Source organism: Sulfitobacter sp. GN1-4 (assembly GCF_055693825.1).
In genome coordinates, this window is the sequence record NZ_JBVFUQ010000003.1 from 1,433,123 (window position 1) to 1,451,241 (window position 18,119).

9 protein-coding genes and 3 pseudogenes are annotated in these 18,119 nt (G+C 59.8%); 7 read left to right on the forward strand and 5 right to left on the reverse strand.

All coding sequences use genetic code 11. The features are described 5' to 3' along the window. Nucleotides 1–162: 162 nt before the first annotated feature. From ACZ1HM_RS07550 to katG, 3 genes and pseudogenes are all read right to left on the reverse strand, one after another. Nucleotides 163–2,886, reverse strand: coding sequence for an AAA family ATPase (locus ACZ1HM_RS07550; RefSeq protein WP_472742235.1), 2,724 nt, complete (start codon nucleotides 2,884–2,886; stop codon nucleotides 163–165). After that, on the reverse strand, nucleotides 2,883–3,326 hold the full coding sequence (locus ACZ1HM_RS07555) for a plasmid mobilization protein (RefSeq protein ID WP_472742236.1): 444 nt from the start codon (nucleotides 3,324–3,326) through the stop codon (nucleotides 2,883–2,885). The genes ACZ1HM_RS07550 and ACZ1HM_RS07555 overlap by 4 nt, the downstream gene beginning before the upstream one ends. Nucleotides 3,327–3,770: 444 nt before the next feature. Further along, nucleotides 3,771–5,995 (reverse strand): annotated as a pseudogene (gene katG, locus ACZ1HM_RS07560) (catalase/peroxidase HPI). Nucleotides 5,996–6,091: 96 nt separating this feature from the next. Here katG and ACZ1HM_RS07565 point away from each other — a divergent pair. Both ACZ1HM_RS07565 and ACZ1HM_RS07570 read left to right on the forward strand, forming a co-directional pair. Beyond that, entirely contained in the window at nucleotides 6,092–6,988 is an 897-nt protein-coding gene (locus ACZ1HM_RS07565) for a LysR substrate-binding domain-containing protein (RefSeq protein WP_472742237.1), read from the forward strand. 82 nt (nucleotides 6,989–7,070) lie between these two features. Beyond that, complete coding sequence (locus ACZ1HM_RS07570) at nucleotides 7,071–9,689, forward strand: methyl-accepting chemotaxis protein (protein WP_472742238.1); 2,619 nt, start codon at nucleotides 7,071–7,073, stop codon at nucleotides 9,687–9,689. 185 nt (nucleotides 9,690–9,874) lie between these two features. Here the strand turns inward: ACZ1HM_RS07570 and metG are convergent, their stop codons facing one another. Both metG and ACZ1HM_RS07580 read right to left on the reverse strand, forming a co-directional pair. Then, nucleotides 9,875–11,587: a methionine--tRNA ligase gene (metG, locus tag ACZ1HM_RS07575; protein WP_472742239.1), complete on the reverse strand. Its 1,713-nt coding sequence runs from the start codon at nucleotides 11,585–11,587 to the stop codon at nucleotides 9,875–9,877. A 114-nt stretch (nucleotides 11,588–11,701) separates the two neighbouring features. Beyond that, nucleotides 11,702–12,924, reverse strand: a pseudogene (locus ACZ1HM_RS07580) (MFS transporter). A gap of 162 nt (nucleotides 12,925–13,086) precedes the next feature. On the opposite strand from ACZ1HM_RS07580, the gene ACZ1HM_RS07585 reads away from it, so the two are divergent. The 5 genes and pseudogenes from ACZ1HM_RS07585 to ACZ1HM_RS07605 all read left to right on the forward strand — a co-directional run bounded on the left by ACZ1HM_RS07585 (nucleotide 13,087) and on the right by ACZ1HM_RS07605 (nucleotide 18,066). Next, the gene (locus ACZ1HM_RS07585) at nucleotides 13,087–14,127 is read left to right on the forward strand and encodes an aldo/keto reductase (RefSeq protein WP_472742240.1); all 1,041 of its coding nucleotides are present in this window, start codon (nucleotides 13,087–13,089) and stop codon (nucleotides 14,125–14,127) included. Between the two features lie 362 nt (nucleotides 14,128–14,489). After that, nucleotides 14,490–15,319 (forward strand): annotated as a pseudogene (gene bcoG / locus ACZ1HM_RS07590) (3-dehydrocarnitine:acetyl-CoA trimethylamine transferase BcoG). 25 nt (nucleotides 15,320–15,344) lie between these two features. Beyond that, nucleotides 15,345–15,854 carry a hypothetical protein gene (locus ACZ1HM_RS07595; RefSeq protein WP_472742241.1) on the forward strand — a complete coding sequence of 170 codons (510 nt, stop codon included), beginning with the start codon at nucleotides 15,345–15,347 and terminating at the stop codon, nucleotides 15,852–15,854. Continuing rightward, nucleotides 15,851–17,323, forward strand: a complete 1,473-nt coding sequence (locus ACZ1HM_RS07600; protein ID WP_472742242.1) for a carnitine 3-dehydrogenase — start codon at nucleotides 15,851–15,853, stop codon at nucleotides 17,321–17,323. The genes ACZ1HM_RS07595 and ACZ1HM_RS07600 overlap by 4 nt, the downstream gene beginning before the upstream one ends. Further along, the gene (locus tag ACZ1HM_RS07605; RefSeq protein ID WP_472742243.1) at nucleotides 17,320–18,066 is read left to right on the forward strand and encodes an SDR family oxidoreductase; all 747 of its coding nucleotides are present in this window, start codon (nucleotides 17,320–17,322) and stop codon (nucleotides 18,064–18,066) included. Before ACZ1HM_RS07600 ends, ACZ1HM_RS07605 begins: the two co-directional genes overlap by 4 nt. Nucleotides 18,067–18,119: the final 53 nt, after the last annotated feature.

Consider the following 18,119-nt stretch of genomic DNA (forward strand, 5'->3'; position numbering starts at 1 on the left):
CACGGAATTTGACTAAATAATAGGTTCTGGAGAGCTGACTATCTGAGAATTTGCAGAGTTTTAATTCGGGCGTTCGGGTGTTGAGTGTGTGAAGTCCCGGCACTTGTTGAATTATCTAGCATACAATTTGGCAAACCCTAGTTGGCCCTTTCGTTCATTTGGCTAATAGGCTTGATAGTCTATCGAAGCCCAAGTTCTCTTGTTGGTGTTCTGCTCGTTCCTTTCAATCTCTGAGGCATAAATCCACGGCGGATAGTCTGTGTGACTTATTGCGATTTTCATCTTATCTCGGTGTCGGGTCATGGCGACATAGGCAAGATGTTCATCCATAGAGCGCGAAGCCAGCAAGTAGGCTTGATCAACTGTTGCTCCCTGTGACTTATGGATCGTAACGGCATACCCATGATCAAAGAAGCGGAAGTGTTGAGGATCGAAGCTAACGGAATGCGCTTCATCGCCATCAAGCACGACTTGGAGCTCGTCGCTCGCAACGCTTCTCACTGTCCCCAGCATTCCGTTCTTCACGCCAATGGCCTTATCGTTGCGCGTAAACACAATGCGGTCGCCCTCGGTAAAGGGACGCAAACCAGTGTCAGTTCGCAGCACGACATCCTGTGTATCGTCTTCGCCTGAGCGTAACGCCTCGCGGATCCCCTGGTTCAATGCATGCACGTCTTTGCGCCGATGGGCGAAGGCCAGCCGGGTTTTCTCTGGTCCATTGGCAGCAATGTCCATGGCATAGCTCTCGACCAGAGCTTCAATGGCCTCTGTGCGGCTGTTTGCCTGCGTGATGTCTCCGTTTTGTTGGTATCTCGCGACGGCTTTGACGATGTCGCCGTGCGCCAGCTCACCAGATGCTCTCCTTTGCCACTCTGCGCACTGGCGATGGATTTCGGTCAGTTTAGCAGCGCCATGTGTTTCAACGATCTTGCGGAAAGGCGTCCCGGCCTCAATCGGTTGCAGCTGATCTGGATCGCCTACCAGAACCAGCTTAGCGCCGATCTCGTCCATTTTGCTTGCTATCTTGCCGAGCTGCCTTGTGCCGATCATCCCAGCCTCATCAACAACAAGAACATCTCCTGGCGCGATAGGCTCATACCCATTCTTCCAAGACAGCTCCAAAGAGGCGAGAGTCCGACTGGGAATTCCTGATGCGGTCTCCAGCTCTGCTGCTGCCTTTCCGGCAAGGGCCGCGCCGTGAACTTTGCTCTCTTGCCTGTCCCACGCATTCTTGGCCGTCGCCAGCATGGTGCTCTTGCCTGCACCAGCGAGGCCCACCACTGAGCAGAGTTGCTTATCGCCAAGCACGCGTTGGAGAGCGGAGCGCTGTTCGTCACTCAACCGCCCCCCAAAAGCGCGGTGCATTTCCTCGTCTTGCGATTTGATGGCCAGCATGAGTTGCCTGCGCTCAACAGCAAAGCCCTTAGTGGCGGACATGTGCTTTGCAGCCTGATCAAGAGCCCGCTCCGCCTTCTGGTAGTCCTTGGTAGTGAACAGTTCTGCACCATCTAGCAAGCCCACGCTAATGACCTCTGAGGACGCCATAGCCATCCCGGTCGCTGTCTTAAGCTGTTCCGGATCCGAGATACGCTTAGCCAATGCCCGGGTTACATCGTTTCGGGTGAAGGCAGCTTGCTTCTCTGAGACATGCGCCAAGATGAGCTCTGGAGATTTTAGCAACTCTGCTTTCGTGAAGGGCAGTACCTCTGGCGGCAGGACAAGTCTGTATTTCGACTGCGCCGTCTCTTGCGGCTGCAGAGACATCGCCAAAGCCCGTTGCCAGGCAAGATCCTGACTTAGCTCCCGGCGTTCTTGCAGATGTCGATTGATCAGAGCCTGTTGCGCCGCGCGATGTTCCTGCTGACGCTGACGCACCTCTTCTTCGAAGGCTGAGAGCAGTTTGGCATATTGGCCTGTTGCGCGCGCCAGAAGACCGCGCAGCCCGCGCGGCAACCGAGACCGACGCTCGGCGTTGTCGTTCAAGCGCTGCTGTTCTTGTTTCTTAAGAAGAGTCTCACGTTCGGCGCGCTGGCGGGCCACAAGCTCAAGACGTTTTGCCTCAAAGGCCGCACTGGGATCCTCTTCATGTTTCCGCGGTAAGCTCTTGGCAAGTGCGGTCGCTCTTTCAACGGAAGGCAGCTCGGCTTCAGACCCAAGGCGCGCCCGCATGTCCTTTGGCTTGACCCCGCACCAGCGCGATAGAGACCAGACCTTGCCTGCGCCATCAACGGCCACAAAGCCGCGCCGGTCACCGCGTGCGAGAACGAAGCCGTGTTCTTCTAAAGCGGCAGCAAAGGCAGCTCTGGAATCCGATGTCTCCCAGCACTGGCGGAACATTGCCTTAAGCGCCTTTGGATCACGCATGCCCCGTTTTGCCTGCCCTGCTTCTTCACGCGAGAAGTTCAGCGGATCTCTGTCTTTCCCGTCTTTGAAGCCCGCAGGCATATCCCATTCATGTGTGCGGTAGAGTTCTTTGGACAAGCCAAAGAGCTTGCGCTTGTAGTGGCGCATGGTGATCGCTTTGAGCTTGCGGCCATCAATGCGTGACCACACCGCATGAGCGTGACGACGTCCGTTCTTTTCATGGAAGACAATGGCGCGGGGCTGTCCCTGCAAGCCAAGGGCGTTTTCAGCATCAGCAATCGCCGCCTCAAATGCCTCGACAGACACGTTTTCGCCGGGAGGTGGATTGAGCGACAAGGAGAACAGGTACTTTTGGCACTGTGTGGCTTCTGAGATGGCCTCAGCTTCAGCAAAGGCCCCAAAGAGATCATCGGCGATGAATCCATCAAGCGCGTGAACGGTCACGTGATCATTGTCGCGCGGGTTCAGAAGATGTCGCGCCAGTTCGGCTCCATAGCCGCGCTCATTGCCTTCCAGTATCACTTGTGCCTCTGTTCCTTACCCAAAGCCTGCATAAGCAGGGTGCGGATCGCAGCGAGGTGCGTATTGGCTTCGGAAATTTGTGCTTTCTCAGCGTCACCCACGATGAGAGCGCCCACATTTGCGTGATAGGCGAGCTGGTTGAGATTGCTGGCAATGCGCGATTGCCCCAGCAGAGCCAATGCCTCTGCTGCAGCCCGTTTGTCCTCAATGGTGTTTTTCGGACGTTTCTTGCGTCGTTTCGTCTCCTCAGCAAAGACGCAGGCGCGAATATAGGCGCTGAGCGTCATGCCATCGGCAAGCTCTTCCAGCTTGGCGCGTTCATCAGGTGTCATGCGCAACGTTACCGGAGAAGACGGAGACCGCGATTTGGCCCGCTTAGCCGCCTTATTCTGGAAACTTACCGCAAGCGCCCGCTCATTATCTTGACCGAGAGCGCTCATAAGGAACTCTCAAGGGCAGGGGAGGCGTTGTCCGAAGGATCAGCTTCATCGCTGCTCTGGTCATCAGCAGCCCTTAGTGCGGCCAACTTGTGGATAACTTCCGGCTCTCCCTTGAGAATGTCTGTCCAGTTCTCTAACTCTTCAAGGATAGAATGCATCTCGGAGGGTTCTAGGTTGTTCTCCTCCGGTGCACCATATCTCACCGGCCTACCGCCTTCGGTGACGTGAGGCCGGTTTGGTCTGAGGCTCGTCCTCTCCCCGCACCACTGCCCCTTCCTTCCAAACAGGTGACCTCTTAGACGGCTCCCGGACCGGCACAGTACCATCTGCCAGCGCCCCTCAATCGCCACCGCTCAATCCAGTCCCCCTCCACCGCACGAAAAAAGCCCCCCGCAGGGCGGAGGGCTTTGCATTATGGGCGGCCTCTCAAAAGGCCATGCCCGCTTAGGCGATGTCGAAGCGGTCCGCGTTCATCACTTTGACCCAGGCAGCGACAAAGTCTGACACGAACTTGGCCTCAGCATCGGCACTGCCGTAAACCTCAGCCAGCGCGCGCAGTTGCGAGTTGGAGCCAAAGATCAGGTCGGCGCGTGTCGCGGTGCGTGCCACAGCGCCACTGCTGCGGTCTTTGCCTTCGAACACTTCCTGGCCGTCATCAATCGCGGTCCAGGTGCAGGTCATGTCCAAGATGTTGACGAAGAAATCGTTCGACAACGTGCCCTCACGGTCGGTGAAGACACCGTGCTTGCGCCCGCCATAGTTGGCACCCAGCACCCGAAGACCGCCAACAAGCACTGTCATTTCCGGCGCGCTCAGCGTCAGCAGCTGTGCACGGTCCACCAGCATCTTCTCTGTCGGGACAGAGAATTCGGACTTCAGGTAGTTGCGGAAACCATCGGCCTGTGGCTCCAGCACGTCAAAGCTTTCCGCGTCGGTCTGCTCTTGCGTGGCATCGGTTCGGCCTGGGGTGAAGGGCACGGTCACGTCGTGGCCCCCTGCTTTTGCCGCCGCTTCAATGGCGGCAGAACCGGCCAGCACGATCAGATCCGCAACAGACACCTTTTTGCCGCCCGAGGCTGAAGCGTTAAACTCGGCCTGCACGCCTTCCAGCGCTTCCAGCACTTTTGCCAGCTTGGCAGGCTCATTGACCTCCCAGTCTTTTTGCGGCGCAAGGCGAATGCGCGCACCGTTGCCCCCCGCGGTGGTCAGACCCGCGATAGGTAGAGGCCGAGGCCCAAGCCACGGAAATCAGCTCTGCTGTGCTCAGCCCTGTTGCCATGATCTTGGCTTTCAGCTGGGCCACGTCCGCATCGTCAACCAAGGCGTGGTCTACTGCAGGCACCGGATCCTGCCAGATCAGGTCTTCGGCAGGTACTTCGGCGCCCAGATAGCGCGCCTTTGGACCCATGTCGCGGTGCGTCAGCTTGAACCAAGCGCGCGCAAATGCATCCGCGAACTTGTCGGGATCGGCCGCATATTCTTCCGAGATCGCCAAATAGTCGGGATCCACTTTCATGGCCATGTCAGCGGTGGTCATCATCGGCTGGAACTTCATCTCACCGGATGCCGCATCTGGCACGGAGTTGGCCATCGCATCGCCTTTTGGCTTCCACTGCTGCGCGCCCGCGGGCGACTTTGTCAGCTCCCAGTCGTTGCCCAAAAGCGTTTCGAAATAGGACATGTCCCAGGTGGTGGGTGTCGGTGTCCACGCGCCTTCGATGCCGGAGGTGGTGGTATGTGCACCCACACCGCTTTCATGCGCGTTGATCCAACCCAGGCCCATCACCTCCATCGGTGCGCCTTCAGGCTCTGGGCCCACCAGATTTGGATCGCCCGCGCCATGCGCTTTGCCAAAGGTGTGACCGCCTGCGGTCAGCGCCACAGTTTCCGCGTCGTTCATCGCCATGCGCGCAAAGGTGTCGCGGATGTCATAGGCAGAGGCTTGTGGATCCGGGTTGCCGTCTGGCCCCTCAGGGTTGACGTAGATCAGGCCCATCTGCACAGCCGCCAGCGGGTTTTCCAGCTCACGATCGCCAGTGTAGCGTGTGTTGGGGCCGCCGGAGGCTTCCAACCATTCCTCTTCCGCACCCCAATAGATGTCTTCCTCAGGCTCCCAGATGTCGGCACGGCCACCGGCAAAGCCGAAGGTTTTGAAACCCATGGTCTCCATTGCGACGTTGCCGGTCAGCACCAACAGGTCCGCCCAGGAAATCTGCTTGCCGTACTTCTGCTTGATCGGCCACAGCAGGCGGCGCGCCTTGTCGAGGTTGCCGTTATCCGGCCAAGAGTTCAGTGGCGCAAAGCGCTGCCCGCCGGTGCCCGCACCGCCACGGCCATCTGCCGTGCGGTAGGTGCCCGCCGCGTGCCAGGCCATGCGCACGAACATCGGGCCATAGTGGCCGTAGTCCGCGGGCCACCAATCACTGGGAATCGGTCATCAGATCAGCGAGGTCTTTTTTCAGCGCCTCAAGGTCCAGCTTGGCAAACTCTTCCGCGTAATCAAACCCTGCATCCATTGGATCGCCTGCCGCAGGGTTTTGGTGCAAAATCTTGAGGTTAAGCTGATTTGGCCACCAATCTTTGTTGGTCCGCGCGTCATGTGTGACATGCTTTGTGCTGCCGTGCATAACCGGGCATTTGCCGCCCTTTTCGAAATCGTTGCCGTCCATGGGTCTCTCTCCTCGGTAGGTGATTTGGAATCGTTATAACAAGCGCGTGTGACAGTTTTAAGTTGGAAAAACTCATCAGTGTGATAACTTTTTCTTATGGCTAACTTCACCCTCCGCCAGTTGCGCTATTTCGAAGCGCTGGCGCAACACCAGCATTTCGGTCATGCCGCCGCGGCCAGCGCGATTTCTCAGCCTGCTTTGTCTGTGCAGATCAAAGAACTGGAGGCCACGCTGGGCACACCACTTTTTGAACGTAGTGCGCGCCAGGTCCGTCTGACACCCTTTGGCGAAAGTTTCGCAGAGCGCGTGCGCGACATTCTGCGCGCGGTCGATGATCTGTCGGATTTCGCCCGTGCCGCCCAAGGCAAGCTTACCGGGCGTTTCCGGTTGGGGATCATCCCGACCATCGCCCCCTACCTGCTGCCCGGTCTCATCGCTCAGTTAGGGCGCAGCCATCCGGGTCTGGATCTGCATGTGCGCGAAACGCTGACGCCCAAACTGGTTGAGGAGTTGTTCCAAGGCCAGCTTGACGCCGCGATCGTGGCCCTGCCACTGCAAGAGGACGCGCTCAGCGAAACGCCCCTGTTTTCCGAAGACTTTCTGTTGGTGCGCCCCAAATCACAGGCGCAACACCCCGTGCCCGACGCCCAGCAGCTGCGCCAAATGCGGCTCTTGATGCTGGAGGAGGGGCATTGCTTTCGCGATCAGGCGCTGTCGTTTTGCAATGTGTCGCCCACCACGCCGCGCGCGGGCCTCGACGGCAGCTCACTGGCGACCCTGGTGCAGATGGTGGGGGCCGGCATCGGGGTGACGATGATCCCCGAAATGGCCCAAGACGTGGAAACCCGTTCGGCCAATGTGTCCTGTGTCCGTCTGCCCGATCCGCAGCCGGGCCGTACCATCGGCATGGTCTGGCGCCGCTCCAACCCCCTGGCCGATGCTTTTGCCGGTCTTGCGGATGCTGTGCGCGATGCGGCGCGCGCAAACCGCTGAGGCGTTAAGCCTGCCGTAAGACCTGCCTGCTTAAACCCCCACAGCTAGTCACACGATCCCCGAAAGCTGAGGAGAGTTCACGATGTCAAAGGCCTCAAAGGCACCAAAAGCGCAAGGCTCCGTTCATCCGCTGCACAGCCTGTTGTTCAAATTATCCGTTTTCACATCGCTTTTTGGTCTGGTGGCTTTGTTTGCGATCCTGTCCACCACCAATGCGAACTATGTGGCTTCCGTCGAAAAATCGATCCAAGAGCGCGCGTTTGAGAAAACAAAACTGCTGTCTGGTCAATTGAGTGGGGCGGTGAAGTTCCAACAGATCGACGCAATCGACGAACTTGTGTCTCAGGTCGTGGAAATGTCCGGCCGCAACAGCCGGGGCATTGCCGTTTTTGATGTACAAGGCACAGAAATTTATAGCGCATCTGCGAGCGGCCAGACCCCGAGCACAGCAAAGGCCACAACGCTCATGCAAAGTGCAATGTCTGAAATGACAACGCAGTTTTCGCCAGATCGGATGTTGATTGCTCAGCCCATTTTGTTCGGCGCGGATGAATCGCTGGCGGGTATCATTCTCAGCGCCTGGAGCACGGAAGCCGTGTTGGAAGCGGCCTGGGCACAGCAGGTCAGGATCTTCGCGTTAGGACTTGTTGCTTTGGTGTTGGGCTGCTTCGGCTCAACATTCGCCCTCAGCCATCTGTTATCCAGACCGCTCAAGCAGCTTGGAACGGCGATCACCTCTGCCGCTGAGCAGAAATTGGATATTGAGGTGCCGCAGCAATCGCGGCGGGATGAAATCGGCTTGATCGCCCGAGAGTTGGAGGTGTTGCGCACCTCGCTCCAGGCAGCCAAAGCGGCGGAAGTGGAAACCACCTTCAAAGGGGCCGCGTTTGAGGCGACATCATCGGCAATCATGATGACAGACACGTCCGGCAAGGTGATGTTTGCCAATCCCGCCTGTCAGGATCTGTTGACCCGACTGCAGCCTGAATTGCAGGCCCTTTGGCCTCAGATGACCCCCGAAGACCTCAGCGGCACAGATGTCTTGCAGCTAACCGATCTGGCCACAGCCCTCAAAAACACGCTCGCACAAGATCAGGGTGCCGGGGCCACGCGCGACCCGCGTGTTGTCATGCTAAAGGCGGGTGATGCGCGCGTTCAGGTCAAAGTCGGGGTTGCGTCTGACCCGTCTGGCAAGGTCACGGGCTGTGTTCTTCAGTGGTCCGACAGGACAGAGCAAAAGCGCAACGCGGCCATGATCGACGCGCTGAATGAGGATAATCTGCAGCTGATCTTTGACACGCACGGACGCCTCTCTGACGCCAACCCGGTCGCAACCAAGCGGGCCGGATCGACGGTGCAGGACATGAAAGGGGCCGCCCTGACAGCGATGTTCGCGGGGCAAAGCGCTGACTTTGCCGACCGGATGTTTGCAGGCGATGTGGCGCGGGGCAAATTCGATGTCCAACTGCCCGGTGCCCACGGCCCCTGTTTCCTAGAAGGGGGCTTTTCCATCCTGCGCGATGAGAACGACGTGCCAGAGGCCGCCATCTTTTTAGGCCGCGACGTGACTGCGGCCACCTTGCAGGCTGCTGAAGTTGAGGAAAGCCAGGCCAAAGCCGCGCAAGAGCAGGCGATGATCGTAACTTTGCTGAGCGACGCGATGCAAAAGCTGGCTGGCGGCAATCTGGAGTGTGATATCAAAGGGCAGGTGCCCGACGCCTACACCAAGCTGCGCGATGACTTTAACGGCGCGATGCAGGCTTTGCGTCAGGCCATTCAGGCGGTCACCCATAACTCTGATTCGATCCGCAATGAAACCTCAGAGATCAGCACGGCCGCAGATGATCTGTCCCGCCGGACCGAAAAACAGGCCGCAACATTGGAAGAAACCGCAGCCGCCTTGGATGAGCTGACCGCCTCGGTTCAATCCACAGCACAGGGGGCGGATACCGCGTCCAAAATGTCAGCAGACGCACAGACAAACGCCGAAAACGGAGGCGAAGTCGCGCGCCAGGCCGTGTCTGCCATGGATGAGATCAAGACCTCATCGCAAGAGATTTCCAAAATCACCAGCGTGATTGACGACATTGCCTTCCAAACCAACCTGTTGGCGCTGAACGCAGGCGTTGAAGCCGCCCGCGCCGGTGAAGCGGGACGCGGCTTTGCCGTCGTTGCCACAGAAGTGCGCGCGCTGGCCCAGCGATCCTCGGACGCGGCAAGAGAGATCAACAGCCTGATCAAATCCAGCGGCGATCAGGTGCAACAGGGCGTTGATCTGGTGGACCGTACCGGCACGGCGCTGGATGCCATCGTCAGCTCGGTCAGAGAGATTTCGGACAGTGTGGCGGGCATTGCAACCTCCGCAAGGGAGCAATCGAGCGGGCTGGTTGAGATCAATACCGCGATGAATGAGCTGGATCAGGTCACCCAGCAAAACGCCGCCATGTTTGAAGAAACCACCGCCGCAAGTCACGCGCTCACGTCCGAGGCCGATGCGCTGGTCAACGCCGTATCCCGCTTTAAAATGCAGTCCGTTGCCCCCAAACCGGCTGTGCAGGCGGCCCCCCAACCGGCAGCACCTCCGGCCCCAAGAGCTGCGCCCGCCAAGGCCCCGGTTGCAGCCCCCATGCCTGCCACGCAAGGCAATGTGGCCTACGACCTGTCCCAAGAGGATGACGCCGAAGGCTGGGAGGAATTCTAGCCAAAGGCGGGGAGCCAAGCTGGCAAATCCCGCGCTGCGCGCTGCGCGCGCGGTGCAGGCGACAGGCCCGCAGGGTCAGGGATCAATTCAGATCAGGGGTGACACGGATCGGGGGCGACACGGATAGAGGCCCAACAACAATCGCAGGCCAGCAATAAGCAGCGGCCAACAAAGGCACTTCAAGGTCAGTCGCGTTTGCCCGCAAACTGCTCTTGCCAGCCTTCGCGATCTTCATCGCTGATCTTAGCAAAAAGCACCTCAGGCACCTCAAAGGCATGTCCGGGTGCCAGTGCAGAAAGCGCGGCAGGCACATCATCGGGCCAGGCCATGTCAGGGACCTGCATCGCCTCCAACATCCGCGCGGATGCGGTCGGAATGAAGGGTGCCGACAATACCGCGTAGAGCGGGATCAGGTTCAACGCCAAACGCACTTGCATGGCCGCTTTATCGGGGTCAGTCTTGAAGGTGGTCCAGGGCGCTTCGGCCTGCAAATATTCATTGCCCGCAGCCCAAATCGCCCGCAGCTCTTGTGCGGCCTTGCGCACCTCAATCGCTTCCATATGCCCCTGATACCGCAACACCCGCGCCGCGATATCGGCGATCAACGCCTCTTCTGGCGCACCAAAGCTGCCCGCCTCTGGCACAGCCTCACCAAACTTGGACCGGCAGAACTTGGTGATCCGGCTCACGAAATTGCCCAGCACATCGGCAAGGTCTTTGTTGACCGACGTCTGGAAATTCTCCCAGGTAAATTCGGCATCCGCAGTCTCAGGCGCGTGGCTCAGCAGCCACCAGCGCCAGTAATCTGCGGGCAAGATCTCAAGCGCCTGATCCATGAACACACCACGCCCGCGCGAGGTGGAAAACTGTCCGCCGTCATAGTTCAGGAAGTTGAAGGATTTGATGTAGTCCACCAACTTCCACGGCTCGCCCGATCCCATAATCGTGGAAGGAAAGCTCAGCGTGTGGAAGGGCACGTTATCCTTGCCCATGAACTGCGTATAGCGCACGTCATCCGCCCCTTTATCGGTGCGCCACCAGCGTTCCCAATCCGTGCCCTTGCCAGCATCCACCCACTCTTGCGCGGCGGCGATATACTCAATCGGCGCGTCGAACCAGACATAGAACACCTTGCCTTCCATGCCGGGCCAATCTTCGTCACCGCGTTTGACTGGCACGCCCCAATGCAGATCGCGCGTGATCCCTCGGTCTTGCAGACCGTCCCCATCATGCAGCCACTTCTTGGCAATGGAGGTGGTCAGCACCGGCCAATCGGTCTTGCTGTCGATCCAGGCGTCCAGTTTGTCTTTCATCTGGCTTTGCAACAAGAACAGATGCGTGGTGTCGCGCATCTCCAGATCCGTGGCCCCCGAAATGGTGCTGCGCGGCTCAATCAGCTCCTCTGGGTTCAACTGCTTGGTGCAATTGTCACACTGATCGCCCCGCGCGCTGTCAAAGCCGCAGTTGGGGCAGGTGCCTTCAACATAGCGGTCGGGCAAGAAACGCCCGTCAGTGGGGGAATAAATCTGCTGAGTTGTGACCTCTTTGATCAGCCCCTGGTCGGCCAGAACAGCGGCAAACTGCTGCGTCAGCTTGCGGTTCTGTACCGAGGACGAGCGGCCAAAATGATCAAACGACAGCCCAAAGCCCTTGGCCAGCTCGGCCTGAACCTCATGCAGTTGCGCACAGTAATCGGCCACGTCCATCCCGGCCTTTGCTGCGGCCAGCTCGGCAGGTGTGCCGTGCTCATCCGTGGCACATAAAAACAGCACCTCAGACCCGCGCGCACGCAGGTAGCGGGCGTAAAGATCGGCGGGCAACTGGCTGCCCACCAGGTTACCAAGGTGTTTCACCCCGTTGATGTAGGGGATCGCTGATGTGATCAGATGGCGGGCCATAACGTTTCCTTTGGGCAGTCGCTGCGCTGACATAGACCGCTGGTGGCAAAGGTTCAATTGCACGCGCAAGTGCGGCGCGCGCTTTTTGCCATTCCTCTGACCGTGATGCGCGGGTTACTTTTTGTCCCGCTCTTTGCGCAGCAACCGACCGATGGTGAAAGAGGTGCGCGGCGCGTAGATATAGGGCGTGCGGACCTCTTGCGAGGGACGCGCGCGCATCCATGCCAGGCCGAAAACCACCAACACCGCATGCCCAATGGAGATCATGATAAAGAGCGCCGTTGGCCCAAAATTGTCAATCAAGGCTGAGGCCACATAGGGGGCAAAGATCGCCCCCGTGGCATACCAGAACATCAATGCGGCAGAGAGCTCAACACGTTCATCGCTGCTGGCAAAGTCGTGGGCGTGGGCTGCGGCGACCGAATAGATCGGAAAGGTCGTCAGGCCAAAAAGCCCCGCAGTCACCAAAATCCCTGCCAGCCCCATGCCGCTCGCCATTACGGTGACAGCACAGCTGATCATGGCCGCCACCGACAGCCAGATCAGCACCCAGCGGCGGTCATATTTGTCCGCCAGCCAGCCGATGGGGAACTGTGCAATGGCCCCGCCCAGCACGAATGCCGACAAAAACCAGGCGATCTCTGCTGCGGACAGGCCCACTTCCTGGCCGTAGATCGGGCCGACCATCCGAAAGGCCGCCGCCGACAGCGCGGCCACCACAACACCCGCAGCCGCGAGCGGCGAGCGGGTGATGGCCAGACGTGGGCGCAGCCGGGGGAACTGGGCGTTTCGGGTTGTTTGACGGTCGTCAGTGTCAGCGGCAACAGCGCCGCACAGCACCCGATGGCCAGCAAGTTGTACGAGACATAAGAGGCAGGGGCCAAAAGCCCGATCATCATCTGCGCCCCCAGCGACCCGGTCATATCCACCACCCGGTAGATGCCCATGGCCCGCCCGCGTGTTTCATTTGTGACCTTCGCCTGCAACCAGGCCTCAATCACCGTGTAGCACCCCGCCACACACAGACCCGAAGCCACGCGCATCACCGCCCAGGCGTAGGCGTCGATGATCACCATATGCGCCATCAGGCCAATCGCGCCAGCGGCGGTAAAGGCCGCAAAGGCGCGGCTGTGGCCCACGGAGCCCATCAAACGGGGTGCCCACCAGCATCCGATGAAAAAGCCAAAGAAATGCGCCGAACCCAAAAGACCGATCTCTTGGCGCGAAAACCCCAGCGCCGTGCCAGAGAGCACATCCAAAGGCCCCACGCCCCCTGAGGACAGCTGCAGCAGGATGACAGAAAGGAAAAGGGCGGCAAAGGAAATGAGCAGGCGCATGGCCCCTGCTTGGCACTGTTGTGCAAGGCCCCCAAGCGGAAAGTCGACAAATTGCGTCGTTTTGGGCTGCCTTTAGCAAATTGTTGTGTAGTGAGGTGGTGAATTCGCGCTTGCGGCCTCTTGGCGGCGACCTAAGGTGGCGACAAACGGAAGGGCCTAATGATGAAAAGAAACAGACTTGGCGGTGAACTTGAGGTGCCCGAGCTGTGCCTGGGGTCGATGACCTGGGGCACACAGAATACCACAGAAGAGGCGCATGAGCAGATTGACTTTGCACTGAACGCAGGGGTCGATTTCATCGATACCGCTGAGATGTATCCCGTAAACCCCGTAAGCGCGGAAACCACCGGACGCACGGAGCGCATCATCGGGTTGTGGTTTGAAAAAACCGGCAAGCGGCATGACATTATCCTGGCCACCAAACACTCAGGCGCGGGGATGGCGCATGTGCGCGATGGGGCCCCGATTTCATCAGCCACGATTCGCGAAACCGTCGAAGGATCGCTGCGGCGGCTCAAAACCGATTACATCGATCTCTACCAGTTTCATTGGCCCAACCGGGGCAGCTATATGTTCCGGCAGAACTGGCGTTACGATCCGGCCAAGCAAGACCGCGCCGACACCATGGCCCACATGGAGGACGCGATGGGCGCGCTTCAAGATGAGGTCGATCGGGGCACGATCCGCTACTTTGGTCTGAGCAACGAAAGCGCTTGGGGGATGACCCAATGGGCCGAAGCCGCCCACCGCACCGGCGGCCCGCGGCCAATTTCTGTGCAAAACGAATATTCGCTCATGTGCCGGATGGCAGACACTGATGTGGCAGAGGTGTGCATCAACGAACGCATTGATATGTTTGCGTTTTCCCCTTTAGCAACGGGGCTTTTGACGGGCAAGTACCAGGGCGGTGCGGTGCCTGACGGCTCTCGGCTGTCGTTGAATTCGGACTTAGGGGGGCGCAAAACGGCGCGGGCCTTTGAGGCTGTGGAGGCCTATCTGAAAGTTGCCTCAGATCACGGGCTGGATCCCACCCAAATGGCGCTTGCCTGGTGTTGTCAGCGCTCTTTCATGGGGTCCGCGATCTTTGGGGCCACGACGATGGACCAGTTAAAGCTGGCACTGGGCGCAGCTGAGGTGACGCTGAGCCAAGAGGTGCTGGACGCGCTGGACGATGTGCACCGCGCGCATCCGATGCCGTATTAACGGTCGGCCGAAGCCTTCAAAGGCTTCGGATCGGTTCCTTTAAAGGAACCGCCCCACTTCCTTAACCGCGCTCACTACATCGAAGCCTTCAAAGGCTTCGATCCGTTTCCTTTAAAGGAAACGCTACCGATGTTGCGCCCGCTTTCCCGAAGCCTTCAAAGGCTTCGTCACGTTTCCTTTAAAGGAAACGCGGCGGTGCTGCCTGACAAGTGTCGTTTTCGGTATGGATCAGCCGCACATCCTGGAGCATGGTCCGGTGAAATTTGACCACGGAGCCTGCCATGCCCCTTTCCATGAACAAAGACGTTTTCATCACCTGCGCCGTCACCGGCTCCGGCAGCACACAGGACCGCAGCCCGCACGTGCCGCGTGGGCCGAAGCAGATTGCGGACAGCGCGATTGCGGCGGCCAAGGCGGGGGCGGCGGTGGTGCATTGCCATGTGCGCGACCCGGAAACAGGTAAGCCCAGCAGGGATTTAGCGCTCTACCGCGAAGTGACGGACCGGATCCGGGACAGCGATACTGACGTCGTGCTGAACCTGACAGCGGGCATGGGCGGCGACATTGTCTTTGGCTCATCCGAGGCCCCGTTCCCGGTGGATGCCGAAGGCACGGACATGATCGGGGCCTCTGAGCGGGTGGCCCATGTGGCTGAATGCCTGCCCGAGATTTGCACGCTTGATTGCGGCACAATGAATTTCGCTGAGGCCGATTACGTCATGACCAACACGCCGGGCATGCTGACGGCCATGGGCGGGATGATGACCAAGCTGGGCGTTAAGCCCGAAATTGAAGCCTTTGACACAGGCCATCTTTGGTATGCAAAACAATTGGTTGCCGATGGTGTGCTGGACAGTCCGGCCTTGGTGCAGCTCTGTATGGGTGTGCCCTGGGGGCGCCTGATGACCTCAATACCTTTATGGCGATGGTCAATAACGTGCCGGACGACTGGACCTTTTCGGCCTTTGGATTGGGGCGCAATCAGATGGCCTATGTGGCTGCTGCCGTGTTGGCGGGGGGCAATGTGCGGGTCGGGTTGGAGGACAACCTTTGGCTTGAAAAAGGCGTGCTGGCGGAAAACTGGCAGCTGGTTGAACGCGCGGCCACTATCATTGAAAACATGGGTGCCCGGGTCATCGGACCCGCAGAAGTGCGCGAAAAACTGGGGCTGACGAAACGCGCCCCAAAATGATGCAAGTGCAGAAAGTTAAACTTTCGTGAAAAGCCACACAGCGTACACCGGACGTACACCCCGCGTGCACCGCTGCGTCGCAGCGGTTCTCATCGCCGCAGGGCTTGGCGGATGCGCCACAGCCCCCGGCGGGCCAGCGGCGCCGGGCCTGTTGCGCAACCCCACGGTGACGCTGGCGGGCACCACAAGGTTTGATCCCGCGCGCTTTGCCCAGACCTGGCAGACCGTGGCCTGCATCGGCGCCTGCGCGCCCTCGGTGCAATACGTCTGGGACGGGCAGATGACCCGCAAAACAGCGCAAGGCGAGGCGCGGTATCAGATCACCGGCCCCGGCATTCTGCGGGGCGCGGACACGCTTGTGGTGATGTGGGTGGACGACGGGTTTCGCACCGCCGCAGTGGGTGAGGCGGGCGGACGCTGGGCGGCGGTGATTGACCGGACGGCGGCACCTTCGGCAGACCGGATCGCGGCGGCAACAGAGATTTTGGATTTTAACGGCTGGGATATGGCCAAACTGAAGGGGGCAATGCAATGACGAGAGTGGCGGCAATCATTGGCGGTGGTGTGATCGGCGGCGGCTGGGCGGCGCGCTTTGCCCTGAACGGCTGGCGCGTTCAGGTGTTTGACCCTGACCCGGAAGCGGAGCGCAAAATCAGCGAGGTGTTGGCCAACGCCCGCCGGTCCTTGCCAGGGCTGACCGACGTCGCACTGCCGCCTGAGGGGGAGATCACCTTTCACACCAGCATCGCAGACGCCGTCACAGGGGCTGAGTGGATCCAGGAAAGTGTGCCCGAGAGGTTGGAGATTAAACACGCCACCTTTGCCCAGGTGCAGGCGGCCTGTGCGCCGGATGCGGTCATCGGTTCTTCCACGTCTGGCTTCAAGCCATCCGAGTTGCAAAACGGGGCGGCGCGGCCGGGCCAGATCATGGTCGCCCATCCGTTCAACCCGGTCTATCTGCTGCCTTTGGTGGAATTGGTTGCCGGCCCTGAGGGCGACGCCGCGCTCATCGAGGTCGCCAAGGCGACGCTCTCTTCGCTGGGGATGCATGCGCTGCACCTGAAAAAAGAGATCGACGCCCATGTGGCGGACCGTTTTTTGGAGGCGGTCTGGCGCGAAGCGCTGTGGCTGGTCAAAGACGGGATCGCCACCACTGAGGAAATTGATGATGCCATCCGCTATGGCTTTGGCATCCGCTGGGCGCAGATGGGGCTTTTTGAAACCTACCGCGTGGCGGGCGGAGAGGCGGGCATGAAGCATTTCATGGCTCAGTTTGGTCCGGCGCTGAAATGGCCCTGGACCAAGTTGATGGATGTGCCGGAGTTCACCGATGAGTTGGTCGATCTGATCGCGGGGCAGTCAGATGCCCAGTCCGGAGCCTATTCGATCCGCGAATTGGAGCGTATCCGCGACAACAATCTGGTGACGATGATGCGCGGGCTGAAAGCGCAGAACTGGGGTGCGGGGGCTTTGCTGAATGCGCAAGAGGCGCTGATGCGCGCGGGCACCTCTTTGGGGGCGGCGGCCAATGATCTGCCCGCAGATGCGCCGGTGCTGACCGCGCGTCGCACGGTGCCGCTGGATTGGACGGACTACAACGGCCACATGACCGAGAGCCGGTATTTGCAGGCCTTTGCCGATGCCACGGACCGGTTCATGGAGATGATCGGCTGTGATGCCGCCTATATCGCCTCTGGCGGCAGTTACTTCACCGCTGAGACTCATATCCGCCATCTTGATGAGGTGCACGCAGGCACGGTGATTGAGATCCACACCCAGGTCATTCTGGGCGCGGGCAAAAAGATGCACCTGTGGCATGAGATGCGCGCGGCAGATCGGCTTTTGGCCACGGGGGAGCATTTCTTGCTGCATGTTTCCTTGGAGACGCGCAAGCCATCGCCGCCCTCGGCTGAGATTGAAGCGGCGCTGGTGCGGATGGCTGAGGGTCATGCCGCGCTGCCCCGGCCCGAGGGGTTGGGCCGCGCCATTGGTGGCCCCCGGTGAGGCAGGTTCTGATCACCGCAGGCGGGTCGGGCATTGGGCGGGCCATGGCCGAAGGCTTTGCCGCGCGGGGAGACCGGGTGTGGATCACGGATGTGGACAGCGCAGCGCTGGCGGCCTGTCCGGCCGATTGGGAATGCCGCACTGCGGATGCTACGGATGAAGCTGCGATGGCTGCGTTGGTGGCTGAGATGGGCCTGGTTGATGTGCTTTGCGCCAATGCCGGTGTGGCCGGCCCCACCGCCCAGATCGAAGACATCGCCCTGGACGCCTGGCGCGCCTGTGTGAGTGTGAACCTGGAGGGCGCGTTTTTGGCCGCCAAGCACGTGGCCCCCCGGATGAAAGCCGCTCAGGGCGGTGCAATGATCCTGACGTCGTCCACCGCCGGTATCTATGGCTATCCCAACCGCGCGCCCTATGCGGCGGCGAAATGGGCGGTCATCGGTTTGATGAAAACTCTGGCGATGGAACTGGGCCCATTCGGCGTGCGGGCCAATGCGATCTGTCCTGGTGCGGTTGAGGGCGCGCGCATGGAGGGCGTGCTGGCGCGGGAAGCCGCCGCCAAGGGCATGACCCGCGACGCGGTGTATGCAGGCTATGCGCAAGGCACTTCGATGCGGTCCTTTGTTGAGGCGCGTGATATCGCGGAGATGGCGGTGTTCTTAGGCTCGGATGCGGCGCGGATGGTATCGGGTCAGGTCATCGCGGTGGATGGGCATACGGAGAACCCGGACCCGAAGGTGTAGGGACGTTCAGGGCGCGCCTCAGAGGGCGGCAGCGCTGCAGGCTTTCCAATCCG